General features: G+C 72.2%; 25 protein-coding genes. 15 read left to right on the forward strand and 10 right to left on the reverse strand.

The window, feature by feature from the left end:
- Positions 1-76: 76 nt before the first annotated feature.
- From ACFWAR_RS33525 to ACFWAR_RS33545, 5 genes are all read right to left on the reverse strand, one after another.
- Entirely contained in the window at positions 77-1,051 is a 975-nt protein-coding gene (locus ACFWAR_RS33525; RefSeq protein WP_385785644.1) for a zinc metalloprotease, read from the reverse strand.
- Between the two features lie 220 nt (positions 1,052-1,271).
- Positions 1,272-2,933 (reverse strand): alkaline phosphatase D family protein, encoded by a 1,662-nt coding sequence (locus tag ACFWAR_RS33530; protein WP_385785565.1) that lies wholly within the window; start codon positions 2,931-2,933, stop codon positions 1,272-1,274.
- A gap of 128 nt (positions 2,934-3,061) precedes the next feature.
- Positions 3,062-3,856, reverse strand: a complete 795-nt coding sequence (locus ACFWAR_RS33535; protein WP_385785568.1) for a DsbA family protein — start codon at positions 3,854-3,856, stop codon at positions 3,062-3,064.
- Positions 3,857-3,902: 46 nt separating this feature from the next.
- Positions 3,903-4,592 (reverse strand): hypothetical protein, encoded by a 690-nt coding sequence (locus tag ACFWAR_RS33540; protein WP_385785571.1) that lies wholly within the window; start codon positions 4,590-4,592, stop codon positions 3,903-3,905.
- A 66-nt stretch (positions 4,593-4,658) separates the two neighbouring features.
- Positions 4,659-5,984 carry a DUF2252 domain-containing protein gene (locus ACFWAR_RS33545; protein WP_385785574.1) on the reverse strand — a complete coding sequence of 442 codons (1,326 nt, stop codon included), beginning with the start codon at positions 5,982-5,984 and terminating at the stop codon, positions 4,659-4,661.
- Between the two features lie 218 nt (positions 5,985-6,202).
- Here ACFWAR_RS33545 and dnaE point away from each other — a divergent pair, with 218 nt between their 5' ends.
- Positions 6,203-9,745, forward strand: coding sequence for a DNA polymerase III subunit alpha (gene dnaE, locus ACFWAR_RS33550; protein ID WP_385785577.1), 3,543 nt, complete (start codon positions 6,203-6,205; stop codon positions 9,743-9,745).
- A 122-nt stretch (positions 9,746-9,867) separates the two neighbouring features.
- Here the strand turns inward: dnaE and ACFWAR_RS33555 are convergent, their stop codons facing one another.
- Positions 9,868-10,041 (reverse strand): hypothetical protein, encoded by a 174-nt coding sequence (locus tag ACFWAR_RS33555; RefSeq protein ID WP_354383935.1) that lies wholly within the window; start codon positions 10,039-10,041, stop codon positions 9,868-9,870.
- Positions 10,042-10,282: 241 nt separating this feature from the next.
- Between ACFWAR_RS33555 and ACFWAR_RS33560 the strand changes: the two genes are divergently transcribed.
- From ACFWAR_RS33560 to ACFWAR_RS33575, 4 genes are all read left to right on the forward strand, one after another.
- Entirely contained in the window at positions 10,283-11,599 is a 1,317-nt protein-coding gene (locus ACFWAR_RS33560; protein WP_385785580.1) for an NYN domain-containing protein, read from the forward strand.
- 79 nt (positions 11,600-11,678) lie between these two features.
- On the forward strand, positions 11,679-12,713 hold the full coding sequence (locus ACFWAR_RS33565) for an ABC transporter ATP-binding protein (protein WP_385785583.1): 1,035 nt from the start codon (positions 11,679-11,681) through the stop codon (positions 12,711-12,713).
- Positions 12,710-13,522 (forward strand): ABC transporter permease, encoded by an 813-nt coding sequence (locus tag ACFWAR_RS33570; RefSeq protein WP_385785586.1) that lies wholly within the window; start codon positions 12,710-12,712, stop codon positions 13,520-13,522. Before ACFWAR_RS33565 ends, ACFWAR_RS33570 begins: the two co-directional genes overlap by 4 nt.
- A gap of 34 nt (positions 13,523-13,556) precedes the next feature.
- A complete protein-coding gene (locus ACFWAR_RS33575) occupies positions 13,557-14,234 on the forward strand; it encodes a hypothetical protein (protein ID WP_385785589.1) in 678 nt (225 codons plus the stop codon).
- Between the two features lie 30 nt (positions 14,235-14,264).
- Here ACFWAR_RS33575 and ACFWAR_RS33580 read toward each other — a convergent pair whose 3' ends face one another.
- Positions 14,265-14,837: a TetR/AcrR family transcriptional regulator gene (locus ACFWAR_RS33580; RefSeq protein WP_385785592.1), complete on the reverse strand. Its 573-nt coding sequence runs from the start codon at positions 14,835-14,837 to the stop codon at positions 14,265-14,267.
- 137 nt (positions 14,838-14,974) lie between these two features.
- On the opposite strand from ACFWAR_RS33580, the gene ACFWAR_RS33585 reads away from it, so the two are divergent.
- On the forward strand, positions 14,975-15,415 hold the full coding sequence (locus ACFWAR_RS33585) for a nuclear transport factor 2 family protein (protein ID WP_385785595.1): 441 nt from the start codon (positions 14,975-14,977) through the stop codon (positions 15,413-15,415).
- Between the two features lie 31 nt (positions 15,416-15,446).
- On the opposite strand, the gene ybaK is transcribed toward ACFWAR_RS33585, so the two are convergent.
- The 3 genes from ybaK to ACFWAR_RS33600 form a co-directional block, all read right to left on the reverse strand.
- Entirely contained in the window at positions 15,447-15,950 is a 504-nt protein-coding gene (ybaK, locus tag ACFWAR_RS33590) for a Cys-tRNA(Pro) deacylase (RefSeq protein ID WP_385785598.1), read from the reverse strand.
- Positions 15,951-15,988: 38 nt separating this feature from the next.
- Positions 15,989-16,726, reverse strand: coding sequence for an LON peptidase substrate-binding domain-containing protein (locus ACFWAR_RS33595; protein ID WP_385785601.1), 738 nt, complete (start codon positions 16,724-16,726; stop codon positions 15,989-15,991).
- 88 nt (positions 16,727-16,814) lie between these two features.
- Positions 16,815-18,413, reverse strand: a complete 1,599-nt coding sequence (locus ACFWAR_RS33600; RefSeq protein ID WP_385785603.1) for an oxidoreductase — start codon at positions 18,411-18,413, stop codon at positions 16,815-16,817.
- Between the two features lie 136 nt (positions 18,414-18,549).
- On the opposite strand from ACFWAR_RS33600, the gene hisD reads away from it, so the two are divergent.
- Genes hisD through ACFWAR_RS33645 form a run of 9 tightly spaced genes read left to right on the forward strand, consistent with a single transcriptional unit; the run spans position 18,550 to position 25,543 of the window.
- Complete coding sequence (hisD, locus tag ACFWAR_RS33605; protein ID WP_385785606.1) at positions 18,550-19,872, forward strand: histidinol dehydrogenase; 1,323 nt, start codon at positions 18,550-18,552, stop codon at positions 19,870-19,872.
- Positions 19,869-20,996, forward strand: a complete 1,128-nt coding sequence (locus ACFWAR_RS33610; RefSeq protein WP_385785609.1) for a histidinol-phosphate transaminase — start codon at positions 19,869-19,871, stop codon at positions 20,994-20,996. The genes hisD and ACFWAR_RS33610 overlap by 4 nt, the downstream gene beginning before the upstream one ends.
- Positions 20,993-21,586 carry an imidazoleglycerol-phosphate dehydratase HisB gene (gene hisB, locus ACFWAR_RS33615; protein ID WP_328298154.1) on the forward strand — a complete coding sequence of 198 codons (594 nt, stop codon included), beginning with the start codon at positions 20,993-20,995 and terminating at the stop codon, positions 21,584-21,586. Before ACFWAR_RS33610 ends, hisB begins: the two co-directional genes overlap by 4 nt.
- 2 nt (positions 21,587-21,588) lie before the next feature.
- Positions 21,589-21,756 carry a hypothetical protein gene (locus ACFWAR_RS33620; RefSeq protein WP_354383948.1) on the forward strand — a complete coding sequence of 56 codons (168 nt, stop codon included), beginning with the start codon at positions 21,589-21,591 and terminating at the stop codon, positions 21,754-21,756.
- On the forward strand, positions 21,753-22,430 hold the full coding sequence (gene hisH / locus ACFWAR_RS33625; protein ID WP_385785613.1) for an imidazole glycerol phosphate synthase subunit HisH: 678 nt from the start codon (positions 21,753-21,755) through the stop codon (positions 22,428-22,430). Before ACFWAR_RS33620 ends, hisH begins: the two co-directional genes overlap by 4 nt.
- Positions 22,430-23,155 (forward strand): bifunctional 1-(5-phosphoribosyl)-5-((5-phosphoribosylamino)methylideneamino)imidazole-4-carboxamide isomerase/phosphoribosylanthranilate isomerase PriA, encoded by a 726-nt coding sequence (gene priA, locus ACFWAR_RS33630; RefSeq protein ID WP_385785616.1) that lies wholly within the window; start codon positions 22,430-22,432, stop codon positions 23,153-23,155. Before hisH ends, priA begins: the two co-directional genes overlap by 1 nt.
- Complete coding sequence (locus tag ACFWAR_RS33635; protein ID WP_385785619.1) at positions 23,152-23,547, forward strand: RidA family protein; 396 nt, start codon at positions 23,152-23,154, stop codon at positions 23,545-23,547. The genes priA and ACFWAR_RS33635 overlap by 4 nt, the downstream gene beginning before the upstream one ends.
- Positions 23,544-24,299 carry an imidazole glycerol phosphate synthase subunit HisF gene (hisF, locus tag ACFWAR_RS33640; RefSeq protein WP_385785621.1) on the forward strand — a complete coding sequence of 252 codons (756 nt, stop codon included), beginning with the start codon at positions 23,544-23,546 and terminating at the stop codon, positions 24,297-24,299. Before ACFWAR_RS33635 ends, hisF begins: the two co-directional genes overlap by 4 nt.
- Before the next feature lie 35 nt (positions 24,300-24,334).
- Positions 24,335-25,543 carry an MFS transporter gene (locus tag ACFWAR_RS33645; RefSeq protein ID WP_385785623.1) on the forward strand — a complete coding sequence of 403 codons (1,209 nt, stop codon included), beginning with the start codon at positions 24,335-24,337 and terminating at the stop codon, positions 25,541-25,543.
- Positions 25,544-25,628 lie beyond the last annotated feature (85 nt).

Below are 25,628 nucleotides of genomic sequence, written 5' to 3' on the forward strand. Positions count from 1 at the left end.
ACGGACCGCCGCGGCGGGGGGGGGGCCCCGGCCGGGGGGGGGCCGGGCCGTGCCCCCCCCTGTCGCCGCTGTGCGACTAGCCGCGGTAGGCGGTCCACATGCTCTTCATGCGGGAGACCTGACCCGCGGTGAACTGGTACATGCACGCGTCGTACGTGTAGTCCATGAAGTTGTGGATCGGGTCCACGCCGCTGGCGGTGCAGGTGTCGCGGCCGGTCGGGCACTCGAACGCGGCGCTGGCCTCGGCCGGGGTGTCGGAGACCGAGTCGCCGCTGCCGGAACAACCGCCCTGGAAGGTGTGGTAGAGCCCGAGCCAGTGGCCGACCTCGTGGGTGGCGGTGTCGCCCTGGTTGTAGTTGGTGGCCGAGCCGCCGGGGATGGAGCTGTTGAGGATGACCACGCCGTCCATCTTGGGGGCGGAGTTGTAGGAGCTGGGGAAGGTGGCCCAGCCGAGCAGCCCGCCGCCGAGGTTGGCGGTGTAGAGGTTCAGCGCGTTCTTGCCGCCCTTGCGCAGGGCGTTCTTCATGTCCTTCTCGGCCTTGGTGCCGTCGGAGACGGTGTACCAGGCGGCGTTGTTCGTGGTGTCGGTGCCGGCCAGCGAGAACTGGAAGCCGGAGTTGACGTTGCCGGTGCCCTGGCCCGCGTAGGCGGCGTTCAGGACGGAGATCTGGCTGTTGATCTGGGCGGCCGTCAGCTTGCCCGCGGTGCCGTTGGTGATCACGTGGACGTAGACCGGGATGGTCGTCGTCGCCGCGGCGGCGGAGGGCGCGGCGTGCAGCCCGTCGAGCTGCTGGGCCTTGGCGGTGGCGGCGGCCAGGCCGAGCTTCGACTTGAGGTCGGCGTCCATGGCCTTGACCTGGGCGTCGGAGATCTCGTTGGGGTCGGCCACGTGCTGCGCCTGGGGGCGCGCGACACGGGCGTTGGCGGAGGCGCCGGCGGCCTGGTCGGCGCAGGCCTCGGCGGGGGTCTTGGCGGCGGAGGCGGCGGCGACCGTGGTGGGGGCGGTCAGCGGCGCGAAGGCGAGGGTTCCGGCGAGGACGGCCGTGCCCATGAGGCGGCGGCGGAGAAGGGGGGATATGCGGGCAGCAGCGCGCACGTTGACTCCTCGTAGCGTGGTGGGGGCGGAGGTATTTCCTCACGCTGGCGCGAAGTTTATGTGTGCATGTCATCTTCAAGTCAATGCTTGAAAGTAAAAGATGTGTTGCCGCGGGGGAGCGGGGGCCTCCGGAAAGTGGCCGAAAACCCCCACCCGCAATAAATTTGACTGTACGTCAGCGTACCGGTCGGTCTGCCCGTTCCACCTTCTGGGTACCGTTCAGGGTCCGGTACGAGCGGTCCCACGCCGAGGTCGCGTTCTGCTTGGTCTTGTCCGAGATGACGTAGTAGTCCATCTGCGAACGCTCGGCCGTCACGTCCAGGACCCCGTACCCGTGAGCGTCCATGTCCAGCCACTTCACGTGCCGGTTGGCGGCCTTGATGGCCGTTTCCGCCACCAGCGAGGCCGTGTCGGCCGGCACGTGCAACAGGTCGTCGATGTTGTCCGAGGTCACCGAGGTGACCACGAACTCGACCGCGGCCGACTTCGAGAACGGGTACGTCGCCGCCGTCAGCGGTACGTCGTTGGCCCACGCCATGTGGATGTCACCGGTCAGGAACACCGTGTTCTTGATGTTCTGGCCGCTCAGGTGGCCCAGCAGCTCCGCCCGGTCGTCCGTGTAGCCGTCCCACTGGTCGACGTTGATCGGGATCCCGCCCTTGGGCAGCCCGAGCAGGGTGGCCAGCGGCTCCAGCAGGTGCGCCGGGAGCGCGCCGAAGGCCACCGGCGAGATCATCACCGAGGTGCCGACCAGCTTCCAGGCCGCCTGCGAGGAGGCCAGGCCCGACTTGAGCCAGTCCAGTTGGGCCCGGCCGGTGATGGTGCGCTCCGGATCGTCGACCTTGCCGCTGCCGATGGTGGCCTGCTGGGAGCGGAAGCTGCGCAGGTCCAGCAGGAGCAGGTCGACGAGGTTGCCGAAGCGCAGCTGCCGGTAGACGGTGCCGGCGGTTGAGGGGCGGACCGGCATCCACTCGAAGTAGGCCTGCTTCGCGGCGGCGGCGCGGGCCGCCCAGTCGCCCTCGGCGCCCGGGGTGTGGTTCTCGGCCCCGCCCGACCAGGCGTCGTTGGCGAACTCGTGGTCGTCCCAGATCGCGATCACCGGGTGGACCGCGTGCAGGTCGCGCAGGTCCGCGTCCGTCTTGTACTTGCCGTGCCGGGTGCGGTAGTCGGCGAGGGTGAGGATCTCGTGCGTGGGCGCGTGCTGGCGCACCACGTACTTGGGCTCCGGGTAGCCGCCCGTCTTGTACTCGTATATGTAGTCGCCCAGGTGCAGCACCGCGTCCAGGTCGGTGCGGGCGGCGAGGTGGCGGTAGGCGGAGAAGTACCCGGCCTCCCAGTTCGCGCAGGAGACCACGCCGAAGCGGACTCCCGGCAGCCGGGCCCCGAGCGGCGGCGCCGTGCGGGTGCGACCGACCGGGGAGACGGTGGTCCCGGCGGTGAACCGGTACCAGTACGCCGTCTGCGGCCGCAGCCCCCGGACATCGGCCTTGACGGTGTGGTCGGCGGCGGCCGACGTGGTGAGCGAGCCGCTCGCGGTGATCCGGGTGAAGCCCTGGTCCTCGGCCACCTCCCAGTCCACGCGGGTGGCGGGGCCGAGCCCGGAGCCCGGTACGGCCTCGGCCGTGGGGGTGACGCGGGTCCACAGGAGGACGCCGTCGGGCAGCGGGTCGCCCGAGGCGACCCCGTGCAGGAAGGCGGGTGCGGTCTCGGCCGCGTGGGCGGCGCTTCCCAGGGCGGCCGTCGCGGCGAAGGGGGCGAGCGCGGCGACACCGGCGGCGGCCTTGACGACCGTACGGCGGCGCGGCTCGGTGGCGGAAGAGGGGAGAAGACTGGTCACGGGCGGTCAGATTACTGGCCAGTAGGGCCGGAAGACAGCCCCGGGACGGCAAAGGGCGGGCGAACTCTGGGAGTCCGCCCGCCCTTTGTGCCTCCGGGCCCGCGAACGGGCCCGGATCCGCCGTCGTGTCAGCCCTTGAGGGCCGCGTCGATCGCCGTGTTGTACGCCTCGACCGTCTGCGGGGTCTCGATCTTCTTGCCGTCCATCTTCAGCGTCGGGGTGCCCGTCACGCCGGACTTGTTGAAGGCCTTCGACATCTCCAGCGCCCACCGGTCGTAGGTGCCGTCCTCGACCGCCTTCTTGAAGGCCGCGTTGGTCTTCAGGGCCGGGATCTGGTCCGCGATCTTCAGCAGGGTCGCGTCCTTGGCGAAGGCGTCGTCGCGCTCGTCCGGGTGGTTGGTCGTCGAGTACAGCGCCGCCTTGTACTCCAGGAACGCCTCGGGGCTGACGTCCAGCGCCGCGCCCAGGGCGCTGAGCGCGTTCTTCGAGCCCACACCGGCGGACATGTTGTCGATGAAGGTCGCGCCGAAGTACTGGAGCTTGTACTTGCCCGCGTCGACGTCCTTCTTCACCTGGGCGCCGGAGGCCTGCTCGAACTGGGCGCAGGCCGGGCAGCGCGAGTCCTCGTACAGCTCCAGCGTCTTCTTCGCCTCGGGCTTGCCGATGACCACGGTCGTGCCGTTCTCGCCGGTCGTGTTCTTCGGCTTGACCAGCGTGGCCGTGGCCGCGGCCTCCCAGGCGGTGGGCTTGGTGTTCTGGATGACCGCGTAACCGATGCCGCCGGCCAGGGCGAGGGTCGCGACGACCGCGCCCGCGACGACGACCTGGCGGCGGACCTTGTCCTTCTTCGCCTGGCGCTCGCGCTCGGCGCGCAGCTTCTCGCGCGCGGCTGCCTTGTTGGCCTGGCTGTTGCGGGAACTCATGGGGTACTCCGTGGGGTGATGCGGTTCGGATGGGGACTGCCGTGCGTCAGGCGCCGAAGAGCGGCGCCGGACGCGGCGGACCCCTGCGTCCCACGGAGTGCACGGGGAACCGGGTACGGGCCCCCACGCCCGGGAGCACCGCCCGCAGCGCGGGTCCCGTCCGGGCCGGGGCCGCGCCGACCGAGGCCACCGCCAGCAGCAGCGGCCGGAAGGCGCGCACCGCGATCACCCGCAGCAGCTGCCCCAGCGCCCGCTCCCCGCGGCGCAGCCACAGCGCGGCCAGCAGCCCCACCGAGACGTGCGCCCCGAGCAGCAGCCAGGGCGTCCACGGGCCGGGGGAGTCGAGCAGCAGCGCCGGCCCGGCGCCGGGCCCGGTCACCTCGGCCAGCGGCCCGCCCACGGGAGTGCCCCCGCAGAGCTCGGCCAGCCCCAGCGCGCGCAGCGGACCGTCGACCGGGCCGCCCGCGGGGCCGTAGCAGAAGTGCTGCGCGGCGGTGAAGACGGTGTCGGCGGCCAGCTCCAGCGGCACGAGCAGCCCGGCGATGGAGCCGAACCCGCGCTCGCGCCCGGCCAGGGCGAAGGACAGCCCGAAGACGGCCGTGAAGGCCCCGGCCAGCAGGGCGGGCGGCAGCGGTACCCGGGACATCAGGACGTGCGAGCCGGCCGAGAGCAGCACGACGAGCGCGCTGAACAGCGCCGCCCGCAGCCCTCGGAGCCCTGCCTCTGATATGTCCATTGCGGCCGAGTGTGCCATGGGTCCCTGTGAGCGGGGGACCTTGGACCCACTCATATAAGGCGACTTTCAGGCCGTAATCCGCCCATTACGGAAGAGGTCCACGAAGATCTGGTGGTCGGCGCGCGCCCGGGCCCCGTAGACGTGCGCGAAATCGACCAGCAGGTCGGCGAAGCCCTCCTCGTCGGCCGCGATCGCCGCGTCGATGGCCCGCTCGGTGGAGAAGGGCACCAGCGACTGCCCGCTCTCGGCCGCGTCCGCCGCCGCGTGCATGGTCGCCGTCGCCCGCCCCAGGTCCGCGACCACCGCCGCGATCTCCCGCGGATCGTCGATGTCCGACCAGTCCAGGTCCACCGCGTACGGGGAGACCTCCGCGACCAGCTGCCCGGCCCCGTCCAGCTCGGTCCAGCCCAGCCACGGATCGGCGTGCGCCTGCAGCGCCCGCTGGGAGATCACCGTGCGGTGGCCCTCGTGCAGGAAGTAGTCCCGCACCGCCCGGTCGGTCACGTGCCGGGACACGGCCGGGGTCTGCGCCTGCTTGAGGTAGATCACGACGTCGTTCTCCAGGGCGTCGCTGTGCCCCTCCAGCAGGATGTTGTAGGAGGGCAGGCCCGCCGAGCCGATGCCCACGCCGCGCCGACCGACCACGTCCTTGACCCGGTAGGAGTCCGGGCGGACCAGGGACTCCTCCGGCAGGGTCTCCAGGTACCCGTCGAAGGCCGCCAGCACCTTGTACCGGGTCGCCGCGTCCAGCTCGATCGCCCCGTCGCCCTCGGTGAAGCGGCGCTCGAAGTCGCGGATCTCGGTCATCGAGTCCAGCAGCGAGAACCGGGTGCGCGCGCGGGCGGCGCGCAGCGCCCCCAGCAGCGGGCCGTCGGCCGAGTCCAGGGTGAAGGACGGCACCTCGTCGTTCTTGGCGCCGGTGGCCAGCGCGTGGATCCGCTCGCGGTAGGCGCCGGCGTAGGTCCGCACCAGGTCGCCGATCTGCTCGTCGCTGAGCGCCTTGGTGTAGCCGATCAGGGCGACGGAGGCCGCGAAGCGCTTGAGGTCCCAGGTGAAGGGGCCGACGTACGCCTCGTCGAAGTCGTTCACATTGAAGATCAGCCGGCCGTTGGAGTCCATGTAGGTGCCGAAGTTCTCGGCGTGCAGATCGCCGTGGATCCAGACCCGGCCGGTCTGGTCGTCCAGGTAGGGGCCGCCGTGCCGCTCCCGCTCCAGGTCGGCGTAGAACAGGCAGGCCGTGCCCCGGTAGAAGGCGAAGGCGGAGGCCGCCATCTTGCGGAACTTGACCTGGAAGGCGGCGGGGTCGGCCGCGAGCAGCTCACCGAACGCGGTGTCGAACACGTCCAGTATCTGTTCGGCGCGCTGCTCGTTCGTCGTCTCGGTGACCGCCATGGCGGGATCCTCCTGGTGGCGCTGGTTCGGTCGCGTTCCGGCCGCGGGAGCCGGATGTGCCTCATGGTCTTGCAACGGACGACCGTACCCCTCGGTGCCCTCCCACCCGCCACCCGGCCGCCACCCCTCATCGAGCGCTCCGCGCACTCCACGATCTTCCACCCACCCGACGTAGACTTCGAGGCTGCCCCCCCACTTCCCCCCGGAGGTCTGCCGTCGTGACCAAAACGCCGTTCACGCACCTGCACGTCCACACCCAGTACTCGCTGCTGGACGGTGCCGCGCGGCTCAAGGACATGTTCAACGCGTGCAATGAAATGGGCATGTCGCACATCGCGATGTCCGACCACGGCAACCTGCACGGCGCCTACGACTTCTTCCACACGGCGCAGAAGTCCGGGATCACACCGATCATCGGGATCGAGGCCTACGTGGCCCCGGAGTCCCGGCGCAACAAGCGCAGGATCCAGTGGGGGCAGCCGCACCAGAAGCGCGACGACGTCTCCGGTTCCGGCGGCTACACCCACAAGACGATCTGGGCGGCGAACGCCACCGGCCTGAACAACCTCTTCCGGCTGTCCTCCGACGCCTACGCCGAGGGCTGGCTCACCAAGTGGCCCCGCATGGACAAGGAGACCATCAGCCAGTGGTCCGAGGGGCTCATCGCCTCCACCGGCTGCCCCTCCGGCGAGCTCCAGACCAGGCTGCGCCTCGGCCAGTTCGACGAGGCCGTCCAGGCCGCCTCCGACTACCAGGACATCTTCGGCAAGGACCGCTACTTCCTGGAGCTCATGGACCACGGCATCGAGATCGAGCGCCGGGTCCGCGACGGGCTGCTGGAGATCGGCAAGAAGCTCGGCATCCCGCCGCTGGTGACGAACGACTCCCACTACACCTACGCGAGCGAGTCCGTCGCCCACGACGCCCTGCTCTGCATCCAGACCGGCAAGAACCTCTCGGACCCGGACCGCTTCCGCTTCGACGGCACCGGCTACTACCTGAAGTCCACGGACGAGATGTACGCCATCGACTCCTCGGACGCCTGGCAGCAGGGCTGCGCCAACACCAAGCTGGTCGCCGACCAGATCGACACCGAGGGCATGTTCCAGTTCCGGAACCTGATGCCGAAGTTCGACATCCCGGCCGGCTACACCGAGGTCACCTGGTTCCGCGAGGAGACCATGCGCGGCATGGACCGCCGCTACCCGGGCGGGATCCCGGAGGACCGGCTCAAGCAGGCCGAGTACGAGATGGACACGATCATCTCGATGGGCTTCCCGGGCTACTTCCTCGTGGTCGCCGACTTCATCATGTGGGCCAAGAACCAGGGCATCGCGGTCGGCCCGGGCCGTGGCTCCGCGGCCGGTTCGATCGTCGCCTACGCCATGGGCATCACCGACCTCGACCCGATCACCCACGGCCTGATCTTCGAGCGGTTCCTGAACCCCGAGCGCGTCTCCATGCCCGATGTCGACATCGACTTCGACGAGCGCAGGCGCGTCGAGGTGATCCGGTACGTGACCGAGAAGTACGGCGCCGACAAGGTCGCCATGATCGGCACCTACGGCACCATCAAGGCCAAGAACGCGATCAAGGACTCCGCGCGCGTCCTGGGCTACCCCTACGCCATGGGCGACCGGCTCACCAAGGCCATGCCCGCCGACGTCCTCGGCAAGGGCATCCCGCTCTCCGGCATCCTCGACCCCAAGCACCCGCGCTACGGCGAGGCGGGCGAGATCCGCGGGATGTACGAGAACGAGCCGGACGTCAAGAAGGTCATCGACACCGCCATGGGCGTCGAGGGCCTGGTCCGCCAGATGGGCGTGCACGCGGCCGGCGTGATCATGTCCAGCGAGACGATCACCGACCACGTGCCCGTCTGGGTGCGGCACACCGACGGCGTCACCATCACCCAGTGGGACTACCCGAGCTGCGAGTCGCTCGGCCTGCTGAAGATGGACTTCCTCGGCCTGCGCAACCTCACGATCATGGACGACGCCGTCAAGATGGTGAAGGCCAACAAGGGGATCGACATCGATCTCCTGGGCCTGCCGCTCGACGACCCCAAGACCTTCGAACTGCTCGGCCGCGGTGACACCCTCGGCGTCTTCCAGTTCGACGGCGGCCCCATGCGCTCGCTGCTGCGCCTGATGAAGCCCGACAACTTCGAGGACATCTCCGCCGTCTCGGCCCTGTACCGGCCGGGCCCGATGGGCATGAACTCGCACACGAACTACGCGCTGCGCAAGAACAAGCAGCAGGAGATCACCCCGATCCACCCGGAGCTGGAGGAGCCGCTCGAAGAGGTCCTCGCGGTCACCTACGGCCTGATCGTCTACCAGGAGCAGGTCCAGAAGGCCGCCCAGATCATCGCCGGGTACTCGCTCGGCGAGGCCGACATCCTGCGCCGCGTGATGGGCAAGAAGAAGCCCGAGGAGCTGGCGAAGAACTTCGTCATCTTCGAGGAGGGGGCCCGGAAGAAGGGGTTCAGCGACGCGGCGATCAAGGCGCTCTGGGACGTCCTGGTGCCCTTCGCCGGCTACGCCTTCAACAAGGCCCACTCGGCCGCGTACGGCCTGGTCTCCTACTGGACCGCCTACCTCAAGGCGAACTTCCCCGCCGAGTACATGGCGGGCCTGCTCACCTCGGTCAAGGACGACAAGGACAAGTCCGCGATCTACCTGAACGAGTGCCGGCGCATGGGCATCAAGGTGCTCCCGCCGAACGTGAACGAGTCCGAGCCGAACTTCGCGGCCCAGGGCGACGACGTGATCCTCTTCGGGCTCACCGCCGTGCGCAACGTCGGCACCAACGTCGTCGACTCGATCATCAAGACCAGGAAGGGCAAGGGGAAGTACTCCTCCTTCCCCGACTTCCTCGACAAGGTCGAGGCCGTGGTCTGCAACAAGCGGACCGTGGAATCCCTGATCAAGGCCGGGGCCTTCGACGAGATGGGTCACACCCGCAAGGGCCTGGTCGCCCACCACGAGCCGATGATCGACAACGTGGTCGCGGTCAAGCGCAAGGAGGCCGAGGGACAGTTCGACCTGTTCGGGGGCATGGGCGACGAGAGCGCCAGCGACGAGCCCGGCTTCGGCCTGGACGTCGAGTTCTCCGACGTCGAGTGGGAGAAGTCCTACCTGCTCGCCCAGGAGCGCGAGATGCTCGGCCTCTACGTCTCCGACCACCCGCTCTTCGGCCTGGAGCACGTCCTGTCCGACAAGACGGACGCGGGCATCTCCCAGCTCACCGGCGGCGAGCACGGCGACGGCGCCGTCGTCACCATCGGCGGCATCATCTCCGGCCTCCAGCGCAAGATGACCAAGCAGGGCAACGCCTGGGCCATCGCCACCGTCGAGGACCTCGCCGGTTCCATCGAGTGCATGTTCTTCCCGGCGACCTACCAGCTCGTCTCCACCCAGCTGGTCGAGGACACCGTCGTCTTCGTCAAGGGCCGCCTCGACAAGCGCGAGGACGTCCCCCGCCTGGTCGCCATGGAGATGATGGTCCCCGACCTCTCCTCCGCGGGCACCAACGCACCGGTCGTCCTGACCATCCCCACCGTCAAGGTGACCCCGCCGATGGTCACCCGTCTCGGCGAGATCCTGCGCCACCACCAGGGCAACAGCGAGGTCCGGATCAAGCTCCAGGGACCGCGCACCACCACCGTGCTCCGCCTCGACAAGCACCGGGTCAAGCCCGACCCCGCGCTCTTCGGCGACCTCAAGGTCCTGCTCGGTCCGTCCTGCCTGGCCGGATAACACCGCAGGGGCCGAGGGCCCCGGCCGCCGCGGCCCCCGGCCGCGACGTCGCCGTACGTGAAGGAAGGGCGCGCCCGGGAAAACTCCCGGACGCGCCCTTTCACATGCCGCACACGGAGGCGTCAGTTGTGGCCGAAGCGCTTCTCCCGGCCCTTGCGGGCCATGTCGGCGGGACTCGCCTGCGAGATCCGCTGCTCGGCCTGATCCTGCATCGACGAGGACTTGGCCTGATCGCCGCCACGTTCCGGGGTCGAGGACTTCGTCTGCTCGCGGTTCTGCTTCTTGTTCTTGGCCATGGTGGAACCTCCGTGAGGGTCTAGGGGCCAGGACCGCCTTCACCCTCACATACGCTCCGAAGCACCGCATTTTGGATCATTACTGCGCGTAGTCGACGCCGCTTTCCGGTGCGCCGTGAGATCCGCCACGCCGATGATCGAGTTCCGGCCGTCAACCTCCCCCCGTTCGGGCAGACTCGGGGAAAACCCAGACCGTCCCCCCGCTCGGTCGGGCGGGACCCGCAGGGAAGAGGGTGGAAGCGTGGACCGCTGCGTCGTCCTGGTGGACGCCGGCTATCTGCTGGGCGCCGCCGCGAGCCTTCTCGCAGGGGAGCCCTCGCGCTCCCGCATCACCGTCGACCACGCCGCCCTCATCCAGGGCCTGCGCGAGCGGGCCGAGGCGGACACGGAACAGCCCCTGCTGCGCATCTACTGGTTCGACGGCGCGCCCGACCGGGTGCCCCAGCCCGAGCACCGGCGGCTGCGCGTCATGCCCCGCGTCACCGTCCGCCTCGGCGCCCTGACCCGCAGCGACGGCCGCTGGGCGCAGAAGGGCGTCGACGCGGCCATGCACGCCGAACTGACCGAACTCGCCCGCAACCGCGCCTGCTCGGACGTCGTCCTGGTGACCGGCGACGGCGACCTGCTCCCCGGCCTGATGTCCGCCAAGGAACACGGCGTCGCCGTCCACCTCTGGGCCGTCCAGGCGGCCGACGGGGACTACAACCAGTCCGAGGACCTCGTGGCCGAGGCCGACGAGCGCAGGGTCCTCGACCGCGCCTGGATCACCCGGGCCGTCCGGGCCCGCGACCTCGCCGGACTGTGCGCCCCGCCGCCCGCCCCGCGCCCCGAGATCGCCGCGATCCTCTCCGCCCCGCTCCCCGAGGCGGCCCTCGCCGAGGCCACCCGCAACGGCACCGTCCCCGGCGGCCGGTCCCGGGGCGACGAACGGGAGGCCCCGCGCGAGGACCCCGCCGAAGCCACCCAGCCGGTGGCGCCCGGCCGCGCCGTGCCCACGCCCAAGGACCTCGCCGTCCTGCGGGCACCGGGCCAGAGCGCCGCCCCCGCCCACGGCCCGGGCGGCCACCAGGCCTCGCCCGGCGCCCAGGCGCCGAGCGCCCTGCGGTGGTCCTCCGACAAGGGCTGGATCGACCGCGCGGGTCCGCTCGGCGAACCGGCCGAGACCGCCTCGCTGCCCACCCTCGCCCAGCTCACCAGTGCCGAGCAGCGCTGGGCCGACCGCGAGGAGGACATCACCACCGTCGGCGGCGACCCCTTCGAGGTCGGCCAGGTCTTCGCCCGCCGCTGGATGGAACGCCTCCCCGAGACCGTCCACCTGCACAAGCTCTCGACCATGTACCCGCGCATTCCGCACCGCATCGACGGCGAGCTGCTGCGCTACACCGCCCGCTTCGGACTGCTCGCGCACAAGGACGACCAGATCGACGAACACGACCGCTACGCCATCCGGGCCGGATTCTGGCGCGAGATCGACGTCCGCGCCGCCGCCGAGCAGGCCACCGCCCCCGCCCCGGCCGCCGCGCCGAGCGCCGCCGCGCTCTCCCCGGGCGGCGAGTGAGCCCCGCGGCCACCGGCGCGCCCCGGCCGCCGCGCCCCGGGCGCGGCGGCGGCGCGGGAACCCCGTAGGCTGCTCCCTCGTGAATACGGGCACAGCACAGGCAGGACGGACGCCTTCCGCGGCAGCAGGACCGGGGGATGTCGTCTGCGCCGTGCGTGACCTGGTCAAGACGTACGCCGCCGCCCGTGGCGGGCGCGGGGCCCCGGCGCTGCCGGCCACCCGCGCGAACGACGGGATCAGCCTGGACGTCCGGCGCGGCGAGATCTTCGGACTGCTCGGCCCCAACGGCGCCGGCAAGTCCACCCTCGTGCGCCAGCTGACCGGACTGCTGCGGCCCGACTCCGGCTCGGTCACCCTGCTCGGCCACGACCTCGTCCGCCACCCCGAGCGGGCCTCCCGGCTGCTGGCCTACCTGGGCCAGGAGTCCACCGCCCTCGACGAGCTGACCGTCTCCCTGGCCGCCGAGACCACCGGACGGCTGCGCGGGCTCGGCCCGCGCGAGGCCCGGGCCGAGCGGGACGCCGTACTCGACGAACTCGGGCTGACCCCCCTCGCCGCCCGACCGCTGAAGAAGCTCTCCGGCGGTCAGCGGCGCCTGGCCTGCTTCGCCGCCGCGCTGGTGGGGGAGCGGCCCGTGCTGGTCCTGGACGAGCCCACCACCGGCATGGACCCGGTCGCCCGACGGGCCGTCTGGAGCGCCGTCGACCGGCGGCGCGCCGAGCGCGGCGCCACGGTCCTCCTGGTCACCCACAACGTCATCGAGGCGGAGACGGTCCTGGACCGGGTCGCCGTCATCGACGAGGGCCGGGTCATCGCCTGCGACACCCCGGCCGGACTCAAGGCCGAGGTCTCCGACGAGGTCCGGCTCGACCTGGTGTGGCGCGAGAGCGCCCCGCTGCACCTCCCCGAGGTCGCGGCCCTGCGGGAGCGGGCCGAGGAATCGGGGCGCCGCTGGAGCCTGCGCCTGGGCGCCGACGAGGCGCGGGCGGCGGTGGCCGCCGTCACCGGTGGCCCCGCCTTCGCCGCGCTCGACGACTTCACCCTGGCCACGCCCAGCCTGGAAGACGTCTACCTCGCCCTGGGCGGGCGCACGAAGGGCCTGGTGAAGGCGTGACCACCACCGCGCACGTTTCCGCGAGCACCGGGGTCGAGCCCGCCGGGCCCGAGCCGCTGGCCCCCCGGGCCCGGTTCTTCCCCTCCCTGGCCGCCGTCTACCGGGCGCAGCTCTCCCGGGCCCGGGTCGCCCGGATCCCGCTGCTGTTCGTCGCGACCTTCCAGTCCGTCGGCATCATGATCCTGATGCGGGGCGTGGTGGACGGGGGCGGCGGCAGCGAGGCGCGCGCCGTGGTCGCCGGTTCGTCGGTCCTCGTGGTGGCCTTCGTCGCCTTGAACCTGTTGGCCCAGTACTTCGGCCAGCTGCGCGCGAGCGGCGGGCTCGACCACTACGCCACGCTGCCGGTGCCGCCCGCCTCGGTGGTGCTGGGCGCGGCCGCCGCGTACGCCTCCTTCACCCTGCCCGGGACCCTGGTCACCGCGGTCTTCGGGTGCGTGCTCTTCGGGCTGCCGATGGGCGGGCTGTGGATCCTCGTCGCGGTGGTGCCGCTGGCCGGGGCCGCGCTGGCCGGGCTCGGCGCCGCGCTGGGGCTGCTGGCGCCGCGCCAGGAGCTCGCCACGCTGGCCGGGCAGCTCGGCATGTCGGCGGCGCTGCTGCTGGGGGTGCTGCCGCCCGAGCGGATGCCGACGGTCATCGCGTGGGCGCGGGACCTGCTGCCGTCGACCTACGGCGTGGAGGCCTTCGCGCGCACCTTCGCCCCGCACCCGGACTGGGCCGCGGTCGGCCTCGACCTCGGGGTGTGCGCCGCGGTCGGCGTCCTCTCGCTGTTCGTCGCGACCAAGGCGTACCGGCGGGCGGCGGTCCGCTGACGCCGGGCCGGGTTCCACCTGGCACGATGTGGGGGTGACCGAAGCCGTGACCCCGCAGCCGCCCCGAGACCCCTTCGAGGCCCCCGTGCTCGACGAGCGCGTGCTCGACCAGCCCGCAGCCACCGGCTCCCCGGCGGTGACCGCCGCCGAGGTCCGCGACGGCGCCGCCGTCGCCCTCCTGGTCGGAGTGGCCGGGGTGCTGCTCGGGCTGCTGTGGATGTGGCTCTCGCCCCGGCTCCAGTACGTCTCCAACGGGCAGGCGGTCTTCCTCAAGGACACCGAGAGCGAGGCGCGGATCGGCTCGGACGGCACCTTCATGCTGCTGGCCGCGGGCCTGGGCGCGCTGAGCGCGGTCGCCACCTTCCTGTGGCGGCGCGCGGGGGGCGTGCCGCTGGCCGTCGGGCTGGGCCTGGGCTCCGTCTTCGCCTCGCTCGTGGGCTGGCGCCTGGGGCTGTGGCTCGGGCCCTCCAGCGACCTGGTCGCCCGGGCGAAGGCGGCGGGCGAGGGCGTGCCCTTCGACGCGCCGCTCCAGCTGCTGGCCTACGGGGTGCTGCTCGCGTGGCCGATGGCGGCCGTCGCGGTGCACCTGGGCCTGACGGCCCTGTTCACTCCCCGGGACCCGGTCGCCGCCGCGCCCTGGGTCGACACCTACCCCCCGGCACACGTACACGCCCCGGCGGACGCGAGCCCGAAGGACGACCCGCGCGCCTGACCCCGCCGCCGGCGCGGTGCTCGCGCGTCGTCAGCGCGGGCGCAGGCCGTCGAACACCACCTGGAAGATCCGCTCCCGGGGCTCCGGCTCCGGTCCGAGCTGCTCCAGCGCCCGGCCGGTGCCCGCCAGCAGGGCGATGAACTCCGCCAGCCCCAGGTCCGGGCGGACCGTGCCGGTGCGCTGCGCCCCGGCGAGCAGCTCGGCCAGCCGGGTCTGGATCTGCTCCGTCGGCCCGCGCAGGGACGCGTGGACGTCGACCCCGGCCGCGGCGAGCGCCCGCGCGAACTCGTTCTTGCCCACGGACAGCTCCACCACCAGGCGGAAGCAGGCGGTGAACGCCTCGCCGGGTGCCGCGTCGGCGGCGAGCCGCTCGGTCCGGGCGGCGATGTCCTCCAGCCGGCGCACCATCACGGCCTCCAGCAGCGCTTCCTTGGTCGGGAAGTGGCGGAAGAGCGTGCCGACGCCGACCCCCGCGCTGCGGGCGATCTCCTCCGTCGGCACGCCGACGCCGCGGGTGGTGAACACCTCCGTGGCGACGTCCAACAGCCGGGCCCGGTTGCGGGCGGCGTCCGCCCGCAACGGGCGCTCGGAAGCCCCGCTCATCCCTCTCCCGCCCACTGCTCCCCTTCCGGTCGCCGGTGGGTGCGCCGCACACCCTGGACAACCGGACTAGTCAGTCCGTATCGTCGAAACGGAGTTTCCAGTCCGATTAGGGTCGCGGATCCCACCGGAGGTCGATCATGTCCGAAGCACCCGAACCCCGCGAAGTCTTCCAGAAGCTGATCGAGGCCATCGGCGCCGGGCGGTACGCGGAACTGGCGCGGCTCTACGCCGAGGACGCCGTCGTGGAGAGCGTCTTCGCACCGGTGGGCCCGCGCCGCCTGGAGGGCCGGGCCGCGATCGGCGAGCGGTTCGCGCAGGTCGCCGAGCACACCCCGCTGGAGCTGACCCCGCGCAACGTGGTCGTCCGGCGGACGGACGACCCGGAGGTGGTCGTGGCCGAGTACGACTACGCGGTGCACCACCGGCCGACCGGCAAGACCTTCGAGGTCTCCAACATCCAGGTGCTGCGGATCCGCGACGGCCTGATCGTCAGCAGCCGGGACTACCACGACCACCTCGCCCTCGTCGTGGCCGACGGCCAGCTGCCGCAGCTGGTGGCGGCACTGGAGGGCGCGTGACCCGGGCCCCCGGAGGGCGAGCGAGCAGCCCCTACGCCCGGGCGATCGGGGCGAGGGTGGCGGCCGTCAGGGTCGCCAGGGCGGTCGGGGGCAGCTCGACCTCCAGGCCGCGGCGGCCCGCCGACACGCAGATCGTGGCGTGCGCCGACGCCGAGGCGTCCAGGACCGTGCGGAGCCGCTTGCGCTGCCCCAGGGGGGAGATGCCGCCGCGGACGTAGCCCGTGGTGCGCTCGGCCAGCACCGGGTCCGCCATCGCGGCCCGCTTGCCGCCGACGGCCGCCGCCAGGGCCTTGAGGTCCAGGCTCCCCGCCACCGGTACCACCGCCACCGTCAGCTCCCCGTCCACGTCCGCCACCAGCGTCTTGAAGACCCGGTCCGGGGAGACCCCCAGCGCCTGGGCCGCCTCCTCGCCGTACGACGCGTGCGCCGGGTCGTGCGCGTAGGCGTGCGTACGGAACTCCACGCCCGCCGCGGTCAGTGCCACCACGGCCGGGGTGGCGGAGCCGGAGCCGCCCTGCTTCGTCTTCTTCGCCATCTCGCCGTGCCGCTCCGCCCTCGCTCGCCGTGCCGTCGTCAGTTCAGGTTCGTGGGGGTGCGGGTCAGGTCGATCATCGGCAGGGACGGGAGGTGGCGGATGACCGCCGTCTCCGACCGCAGCAGGGTCAGCTCCTCGGCGAGCCGCGTCGCCGTGTCCGGGGCCTGGAGCAGCCTCTGCTTGGACGGGATGTCCAGCACGGCGGCCGCCGCCACCAGGTACGACACCACCGAGGGGTCGTCCGGCAGCTCGGCCCCCGTCAGGGACCGCTCGCGGGCCCCGGCGAGCCGCTTCTGGTACGAGCGGAACGCCCGCAGCACCCCTTCCGCCAGCGCGCCCGCGCTGTCGCCCGCGTCCTCGGGGAGCTCCTCCAGCTCGGCCACCAGGAAGGGGCCGCTCGCGTCCACGGAGAGCAGCCGGACCCGGGAGGTCCCGGTGGCCAGCACTTCGAAGCTGCCGTCCTCGCGCTCGCGGATCGTCGCCGCGTCCGCGATGCAGCCCACCCGGTGGAAGGCCTGGATCGGGTCCGTGCCGAAGCCCGCGGCCGGGCCGCGTTCCGGCAGGGCCGTCTGGTCCGGCAGGCCGGGCGCGGTGGGCGCCACCTCGCGGCCGTCGCGGATCGCCACGACGGCGAAGCGGCGCGGTTCCTCCTCGCCCGTCTTCAGCAGGTCGCGCATCATGGCGCGATAACGCTCCTCGAAAATGTTCAGCGGGAGGACGAGTCCCGGGAACAGCACCGTGTTGAGCGGGAAGAGGGGCAGGCGAACGGTGGTCACGAGGCTCAGGGTAGTGGCCGGGCGGCCACCCCCGTCACCTTGTCCGCCCACCGCGTAGCACCGGGTTCCCGCCGGGCGTGCGCCGGGCCTACCCGCGCCGCAGCAGCCGGGACGCCCCGGTCGCCACCGTCGTCGCCAGCACCCACCCCAGCAGCACCAGCACGGACGCGCCCCACTGCCAGCCGCCCTTGAGCAGCCACTGCCCCTGCTGCCCGAGGTCGATGACCGGGAGCAGCAGGTCCAGGGCGAACAGCGCGGCGCTCCACTGCGGGTGCTCGTCCGCCTTGATCGGCTGCGGATCGTGCATCGAGAACAGCACCGCGCCCGCCGCCCACAGCACCGCCATCCACAGCGCGGCCCGCCCCGGCCGGTACCCGTAGGCCATCGTCCAGTCCTGCAGGTACCCCCACGCCTTCGCCGCGGGCGGCAGCGTCGCCCGGCGCCGGCGCATCTTGGCGAGCAGCACCTCCCGCGCGTCCGCGTCCTCACCGCTCGCCCGCAGCACCGCCGCCAGCCGCTCGTACGGCTCGGGGGAGTACTCGGCGGTGGACGCCTCCGCCCACGCCAGCCGGCGGGCCAGCGGGAAGTGACCGCGGGGCGCGAGGTTCTCGTAGACGAACCCCTCCATCGACACCGCGCCCGGCGCGGCGGGCCAGCTGGTGGACTGGTCGACCAGCTTGACCACCTTCGCCCCCGACACCACCACCCGCCCCCGCTCCGGCTGCTCGCCCACGAACCGCAGCTCGGGGGTCTGGATCCGGCGCAGCGATATCTCCTGCTCCTGCGTGAGCACGAAGCGGGCGCCGTAGAAGTCCACCGCGTCCCCGAACCGCCCGTCGTCCAACCGCAGCCCGCCCCGGCACTCGAAGCGCCGGGCGCGGCCGCCGCGCGTGGGCGTCTGGCCCCAGCCGTACGGGGGAGTGGCCCCCGGGTCGCCGTTCCCGCTGGAGAGGGCGATCGAGGTCAGGTACAGGGTCCGCTCGACCGTCAGGGTGGGCGCGTTCAGCGCGAGCCGCCCGTAGGGATTGCTGAGCCTGGCCCCGCGCAGGCTCATCGACACCCCGATCTTGGCCCCGCGCAGACTGACCTCCCCGTACGTCTTGATCAGGTCGGCCTGGAAGTCCTGCGCCACCGACATGCCGTCGGCGGCGATCGCCCGCCCGCGGTTGTCCCGCTGCACCACCAGCTCGCTGATCAGCAGGTCCGTGCCGATCTGCGCGTCGGTCAGCCGGATCCCGCGGGCCACCCGGCAGCGCAGCAGGTGCAGGTCCCCCGCGGTGTGCAGACGCGCCGCGTCGAGCCGGGGCACCGCGCAGTCGACCAGGCGCAGCGTGCCCAGCCGGGTCTCGGACAGCTGGACCTCGCTGTCGAAGCGGCAGGACTGGACCTCGACGTACGGGTCCACCGTGCCGCCGGACAGATCGAGCCGCCCGGTGATCCGCGCGCCCCGCAGCTTCAGCGACGACACCCGGCCCGGCACCGGCGCCGGACCGTGGAGCAGCAGCAGCGCCACCACCCGCGCCCGCACGCTGCGCGCGGGCCCCCACACGCGGTCCCCGTGCGGATCGTCCTCGCCGGCGACCCGCGCGCTCAGGTCGCAGACGTTGCCGGTGCGAAAGGCGCTCCACATCCGTCGTTCCGGCTCCGTCAGGTCCTGCGGCTCCTCGCCCGGACGCGGCTCCGCCACGGCGACCCCCCTTCCGCTGTCTTCCCCCGTCACCCCGTGTATCCGAAACGCTAGGCGACACCGGTGACGACCGGGGCGCGTATCAGCCAGTGATACGGACGAACGGTGGCGAGATGCCGTCTGAGAGAATTGGGAGGTGATCTCTCGTATCGACCTGCGCGGCGACTCCCTCCCCGAGGGGGGCGCCCTGCGCGATCTGCTGCCCCGTGCCGAGTTCGACGTAGCGGCCGCCCTGGACAAGGTGCGGCCCATCTGCGAGGACGTCCATCATCGCGGCACGGCGGCGCTGATCGAGTACGCGCAGAAGTTCGACGGGGTCGTGCTGGAGCGGATCCGGGTTCCCGAGGAGGCCATCAAGGCCGCCCTGGAGGGACTGGATCCGGCCGTCCGCGCGGCCCTGGAGGAGTCGATCCGGCGCGCCCGGATCGTGCACGCACAGCAGCGCCGCTCCGAGCACACCACCCAGGTCGTCCCCGGCGGCACCGTCACCGAGAAGTGGGTCCCCGTCGAGCGCGTGGGCCTCTACGCGCCCGGCGGCCGCTCGGTGTACCCGTCCTCCGTGGTCATGAACGTCGTCCCGGCGCAGGAGGCGGGCGTCGGATCGATCGCGCTCGCGTCCCCGCCGCAGGCCGACTTCGACGGCCTGCCGCACCCGACGATCCTGGCCGCCTGCGCGCTGCTCGGCGTCGACGAGGTGTACGCGGCCGGCGGCGCCCAGGCCGTGGCGATGTTCGCCTACGGCACGGACGAGTGCGCCCCCGCGAACATGGTGACCGGCCCCGGCAACATCTGGGTCGCCGCCGCCAAGCGCTACTTCACCGGCAAGATCGGCATCGACACCGAGGCCGGCCCCACCGAGATCGCGGTCCTCGCGGACTCCACGGCCGACCCCGTGCACGTCGCCGCCGACCTGATCAGCCAGGCCGAGCACGACCCGCTGGCCGCCGCCGTCCTCGTCACGGACTCCGTCGAGCTGGCCGAGGCCGTCGAGCGCGAGCTGGCCCCGCAGGTCGCCGCCTCCAAGCACGTCGAGGACCGGATCAAGCCCGCCCTGGCGGGCCGCCAGTCCGCGATCGTCCTGGTCGACAGCCTGGAGGACGGCCTCAAGGTGGTCGACGCGTACGGCGCCGAACACCTGGAGGTCCAGACCGCCGACGCGGCCGCCTGGGCCGCCCGGGTCCGCAACGCGGGCGCGATCTTCGTCGGCCCGTGGTCCCCGGTCTCCCTCGGCGACTACTGCGCCGGCTCCAACCACGTCCTGCCCACCGGCGGCTGCGCCTGCCACTCCTCGGGGCTGTCCGTGCAGTCCTTCCTGCGCGGCATCCACATCGTGGACTACACCCGCGACGCCCTCGCCGAGGTCGCCCACCACGTGGTCACCCTCGCCGAGGCCGAGGACCTGCCCGCGCACGGCGCGGCCCTCAAGGCCCGCTTCGGATGGAAGGTCCCCCAGCAGTGACCCGGCCCGTGAGCGCCGACCTCGGCATCGACGACCTCCCCATCCGCGACGAGCTCCGCGGCAAGACCCCCTACGGCGCGCCGCAGCTCGACGTACCCGTCCAGCTCAACACCAACGAGAACCCGTACCCCCTGCCCGAGGAACTCGTCGCCCGCATCGCGGAGCGCGTCGCGGAAGCCGCCCGCACCCTCAACCGCTACCCCGACCGGGACGCGGTCGAGCTGCGCACCGAGCTGGCCGCCTACCTCACCCGCACCGGCAAGCACCCGGTCGCGCGGGAGAACGTATGGGCCGCCAACGGCTCCAACGAGGTCCTCCAGCAGCTGCTCCAGACCTTCGGCGGGCCCGGCCGCACCGCGATCGGCTTCGAGCCCTCGTACTCGATGCACGCCCTGATCGCCCGCGGCACCGGCACCGACTGGATCTCCGGACCGCGCCGGGATGACTTCACCATCGATGTGGACGCGGCGGCGCGGGCGATCGCGGAGCACGCCCCGCACGTCGTCTTCATCACCTCGCCCAACAACCCGACGGGCACGGCGGTCGAGGCCGAGACGGTCCTGGCCCTCTACGAGGCCGCCCAGGCCGCCCGCCCGTCGCTGGTGGTCGTGGACGAGGCGTACGTCGAGTTCAGCCACCGGGACTCGCTCCTGCCGCTGATCGAGGGCCGCCCGAACCTGGTGGTCTCCCGGACCATGTCCAAGGCCTTCGGCGCCGCCGGACTGCGCCTGGGCTACCTCGCGGCGCACCCCGCCGTCGTGGACGCCGTACAGCTGGTGCGCCTGCCGTACCACCTCTCCGCCGTCACCCAGGCGACCGCACTGGCCGCCCTGGAACACACCGACACCCTGCTCGGCTACGTCGAGCAGCTCAAGGCCGAACGCGACCGGCTGGTCACCGAACTGCTCGCCATGGGCTACGAGGTCACCGCGTCCGACGCGAACTTCGTGCAGTTCGGGACGTTCGCGGACTCCCACACCGCATGGCGGCAGATCCTCGACCAGGGCGTCCTGGTCAGGGACAACGGCGTACCAGGATGGCTGCGGGTCACCGCGGGCACCCCGGCCGAGAACGACGCGTTCCTGGAAGCGGTTCGCGCACTGAAGAAGGAGCAGCAGGCATGAGCCGCATCGGAAGAGTGGAACGGACCACCAAGGAGACCTCGGTCCTCGTCGAGATAGACCTCGACGGCACCGGCAAGGTCGACGTGTCCACCGGTGTGGGCTTCTACGACCACATGCTCGACCAGCTCGGCCGCCACGGCCTCTTCGACCTCACCGTCAAGACCGAGGGCGACCTGCACATCGACAGCCACCACACCATCGAGGACAGCGCGCTGGCGCTGGGCGCCGCCTTCAAGCAGGCCCTCGGCGACAAGGTCGGCATCTACCGCTTCGGCAACTGCACGGTCCCGCTGGACGAGTCCCTCGCCCAGGTCACCGTCGACCTGTCGGGCCGCCCCTACCTGGTGCACACCGAGCCCGAGAACATGGCGCCGATGATCGGGTCCTACGACACGACCATGACCCGGCACATCTTCGAGTCGTTCGTCGCGCAGGCGCAGATCGCCCTGCACATCCACGTCCCGTACGGGCGCAACGCCCACCACATCGTGGAGTGCCAGTTCAAGGCCCTCGCCCGGGCCCTGCGCTACGCCGCCGAGTTCGACCCGCGCGCGGCCGGCATCCTTCCCTCCACGAAGGGCGCCCTCTAACCGTGAACGGCCTCAACACCATCCTGATCGTCCTCGGCCTCTTCCTGGCCGGCGGCGTCTACTCCTTCCAGAAGCAGAAGATGCCCAAGTCGGTCGTCATCCTGCTCGCCATCGGCTCCGCGATGTGTCTGGCCGCCGGAGTCCTGCGGATCCAAGGAATCTGGGAATGAGCGACGACACCCCCACCCGCACCGCCCGGCCCACCAGGCCCACCAAGAAGGTCGTCGTCTTCGACTACGGCTTCGGCAACGTCCGCTCCGCCGAGCGGGCCCTCGCGCGCGTCGGCGCCGAGGTGGAGATCACCCGCGACTACGACAAGGCCATGGACGCCGACGGCCTGCTGGTCCCCGGCGTCGGCGCCTTCGAGGCCTGCATGCGCGGCCTCAAGGGGGTTCGCGGCGACTGGATCATCGGTCGCAGGCTCTCCGGCGGACGCCCGGTCATGGGCATCTGCGTCGGCATGCAGATCCTCTTCGAGCGCGGCATCGAGCACGGCGTGGAGACCGAGGGCCTGGACGAATGGCCCGGCACGGTCGAGCCGCTCAAGGCCCCGATCGTCCCCCACATGGGGTGGAACACCGTCGACGCGCCCGCCGACAGCCAGGCCTTCGCCGGTCTGGACGACGACGCGCGCTTCTACTTCGTGCACTCCTACGCGGTGCGCGAGTGGAGCCTCGAAGTCACCAACCCGCTGATCCGCGCCCCCAAGGTCAGCTGGGCCACGCACGGCGAGCCCTTCGTCGCGGCGGTGGAGAACGGCGCCCTGTGGGCCACCCAGTTCCACCCCGAGAAGTCCGGCGACGCCGGTGCCCAGCTCCTCACCAACTGGATCGAGACCCTCTGATGGCGAAGCTCGAACTGCTCCCCGCGGTCGACGTCCGCGACGGCCAGGCGGTCCGCCTGGTGCACGGCGAGTCCGGCAGCGAGACCTCCTACGGCTCGCCGCTCCAGGCCGCCCTCTCCTGGCAGGCCTCCGGCGCCGAATGGCTGCACCTGGTCGACCTCGACGCCGCCTTCGGCACGGGCGACAACCGCGCCCTGGTCGCCGAGATCACCGGCGCCATGGACATCAAGGTCGAACTCTCCGGCGGCATCCGCGACGACGCCACGCTCGCCGCGGCCCTCGCCACCGGCTGCACCCGGGTCAACCTCGGCACCGCCGCCCTGGAGACCCCGGACTGGGTCGCCAAGGTCATCGCCGAGCACGGCGACAAGATCGCGGTCGGGCTCGACGTGCGCGGCACGACCCTCAAGGGCCGCGGCTGGACCAGCGAGGGAGGCGACCTCTACGAGGCCCTCGCCCGCCTGGACTCCGAGGGCTGCGCCCGCTACGTCGTCACCGACATCGGCAAGGACGGCACCCTGACCGGCCCCAACCTGGAGCTGCTGAAGAACGTCTGCGCCGCCACCGACCGGCCCGTCGTCGCCTCCGGCGGCATCTCCTCGCTGGACGACCTGCGGGCGCTGGCCGCCCTGGTCGGCCAGGGCGTCGAGGGCGCGATCGTCGGCAAGGCCCTGTACGCGAAGGCCTTCACCCTCGAAGAGGCCCTCAAGGCGGTGGCCCTGTGAGCGAGGTGCGCAAGATCTCCTCCGGCGGCCCCTGGGAGGAGACCGTCGGCTACTCCCGCGCCGTCGCCCTTCCCAACGGCCTGGTCCTGGTCTCCGGCTGCACCTCCGTCGTGGGCGGCCAGATCGCCGCGGGCGGTCCGTACGAGCAGGCCATGAACTCCTTCCAGGTCGCCCTCGACGCGCTCGCCCAGGTGGGCCTGGGCGCCGAGCACGTCGTGCGCACCCGCATGTACATCACGCACGCGCGGGACGTGGACGAGGTGGGCCGCGCCCACAAGGAGCTGTTCGACGCCGTCCGCCCCGCCGCCTCGATGATCATCGTGTCCGGCTTCATCGACCCCAGCCTGGTCGTCGAGGTCGAGGTCGAGGCCTACCGAGGAGAGACCGCATGACCCTGGCCGTACGGGTGATCCCCTGCCTGGACGTGGACAACGGCCGGGTCGTCAAGGGCGTCAACTTCCAGAACCTGCGCGACGCCGGTGACCCCGTCGAGATGGCCAAGCTGTACGACGCCGAAGGCGCCGACGAGCTGACCTTCCTCGACATCACCGCCTCCTCCGGCAACCGCGAGACCACCTACGACGTGGTGCGCCGCACCGCCGAGCAGGTCTTCATCCCGCTCACCGTCGGCGGCGGCGTGCGCACCGCGGACGACGTGGACAAGCTGCTGCGCGCGGGCGCGGACAAGGTCGGCGTCAACACCGCCGCCATCGCCCGCCCCGAGCTGATCCAGGAGATCGCCGAGCGCTTCGGCCGCCAGGTCCTCGTCCTGTCCGTCGACGCACGGCGCACCGAGGCCGGCACCTTCGAGGTCACCACCCACGGCGGCCGCCGGGGCACCGGCATCGACGCCGTCGAGTGGGCCCACCGCGCCGCCGAACTCGGCGCCGGGGAAATCCTGTTGAACTCGATGGACGCCGACGGTACCAAGGACGGCTACGACACCGAGATGATCGCGGCGGTACGGGGGCACGTCAGCGTCCCGGTGATCGCCTCGGGCGGCGCGGGCAAACTGTCCGACTTCGCCCCGGCGGTCGCGGCGGGCGCCGACGCGGTGCTCGCGGCCTCGGTGTTCCACTTCGGAGACCTGCGCATCGGCCAGGTCAAGGACGCGCTGCGGGGGGCCGGACACCCGGTCCGCTGAGACGTCCGTCCGCCGACGAGTCTGGGGGGACTCGCATGAACCGGAACGTCTGGCGCTGGCTCACCGCCTACGCCGCCTCGCTCGTCGGCGACGGGATCTACTTCCTCGCCCTCGGCTGGGCGGCGGCGCAGACCGCCGGGCCCGCGCAGGTCGGCCTGGTCATGGCGGCCGGGGCGGTGCCGCGCGCCCTGCTGATGCTGGGCGGGGGAGTGGTGGCCGACCGCTTCGGCCCCCGCCTGGTCGTCATCTCCTCCGACGCGGTGCGCTGCGCGGTGGTGCTGGCGCTGGCCGCGGTGGTCGCCCTCGCCTCGCCCGGGCTGTGGGTGCTGGTCGCCGTCGCCCTGCTGTTCGGCGCCGTCGACGCGCTCTTCATGCCGGCCGTGGGGGCGCTGCCGCCGCGGATCGCCGGACCCGGGCGCCTGGTCCGGGTCCAGGGGCTGCGCAGCCTGGTCGAGCGCATGGGTCACACCGCGGGACCGCCGGTGGCCGGTCTGGCCATGGGGCTGGGCGGCCCCGCCGCCGCCTTCGCGGTGGCCGCGGCCCTCTTCGGGCTCTCCCTGGCCCTCCTGGTGGCGGTCCGCCTCGGCCCGCTGCCGACGGCGTCCGACGCGCCGGAGGAAGGACGCCCGGAATCCCCCTGGCAGCAGCTGCGCTCGGGCCTGGCCTACATACGCCACCACCGTCTGATCGGCCCGCTGATCCTCTCCGGCACCCTCAGCCAGCTCGGTACGTCCGCCCCGCTCACCGTCGGCCTGCTCCTGCTGGCCGAGGAACGCGGCTGGGGCGCGTCGGGGGTGGGCTGGGTCGTCGGGGCCTTCGGGGCCGGGGCGGCCTCCAGCGCCCTGCTGCTCACCCTGGTCCGCGGGGTGCCGCGGGCGGGGGCGGTGCAGAACCTCACCCTGATCGTCGGCTCGGCCGCCATCGGAGCCCTGGCCCTGGCGCCGACCCTGCCGATCGCGGTGGGGCTCGCGGTGGCGGGGGGCCTGGTGTGCGGGATCTGCGGAGGCCTGGCCATCGCCCTCATCCAGACGGCCACGGACCCCTCGTACCTCGGTCGGGTCAGTTCGGTGATGGCCTTCACCGCCGTCGGCCTGGCCCCGCTGGCCTATCCCGCCTTCGGCGTGGCCGTCGAGCTGTGGGGCATCGTCCCGGTGTTCCTCGCGGGCGGCGCGCTGAGCATGGCGGGCGCCGTCGTCGGCACGGCCGCGCCCCTGGTCCGCCGGGCGGAACTCACCTTCGCCTGAGTCGCGCCGCGTGCGGACGCCACCGAAACGAGGACGCCACCGAATGAGGACGTCCGCTGTCCGCATTGCGTCCTAGCGTGGTCGC

Origin of the sequence: Streptomyces sp. NPDC059917 (genome assembly GCF_042730635.1) — a bacterium.
In the GTDB taxonomy this organism is placed as follows: domain Bacteria; phylum Actinomycetota; class Actinomycetes; order Streptomycetales; family Streptomycetaceae; genus Streptomyces.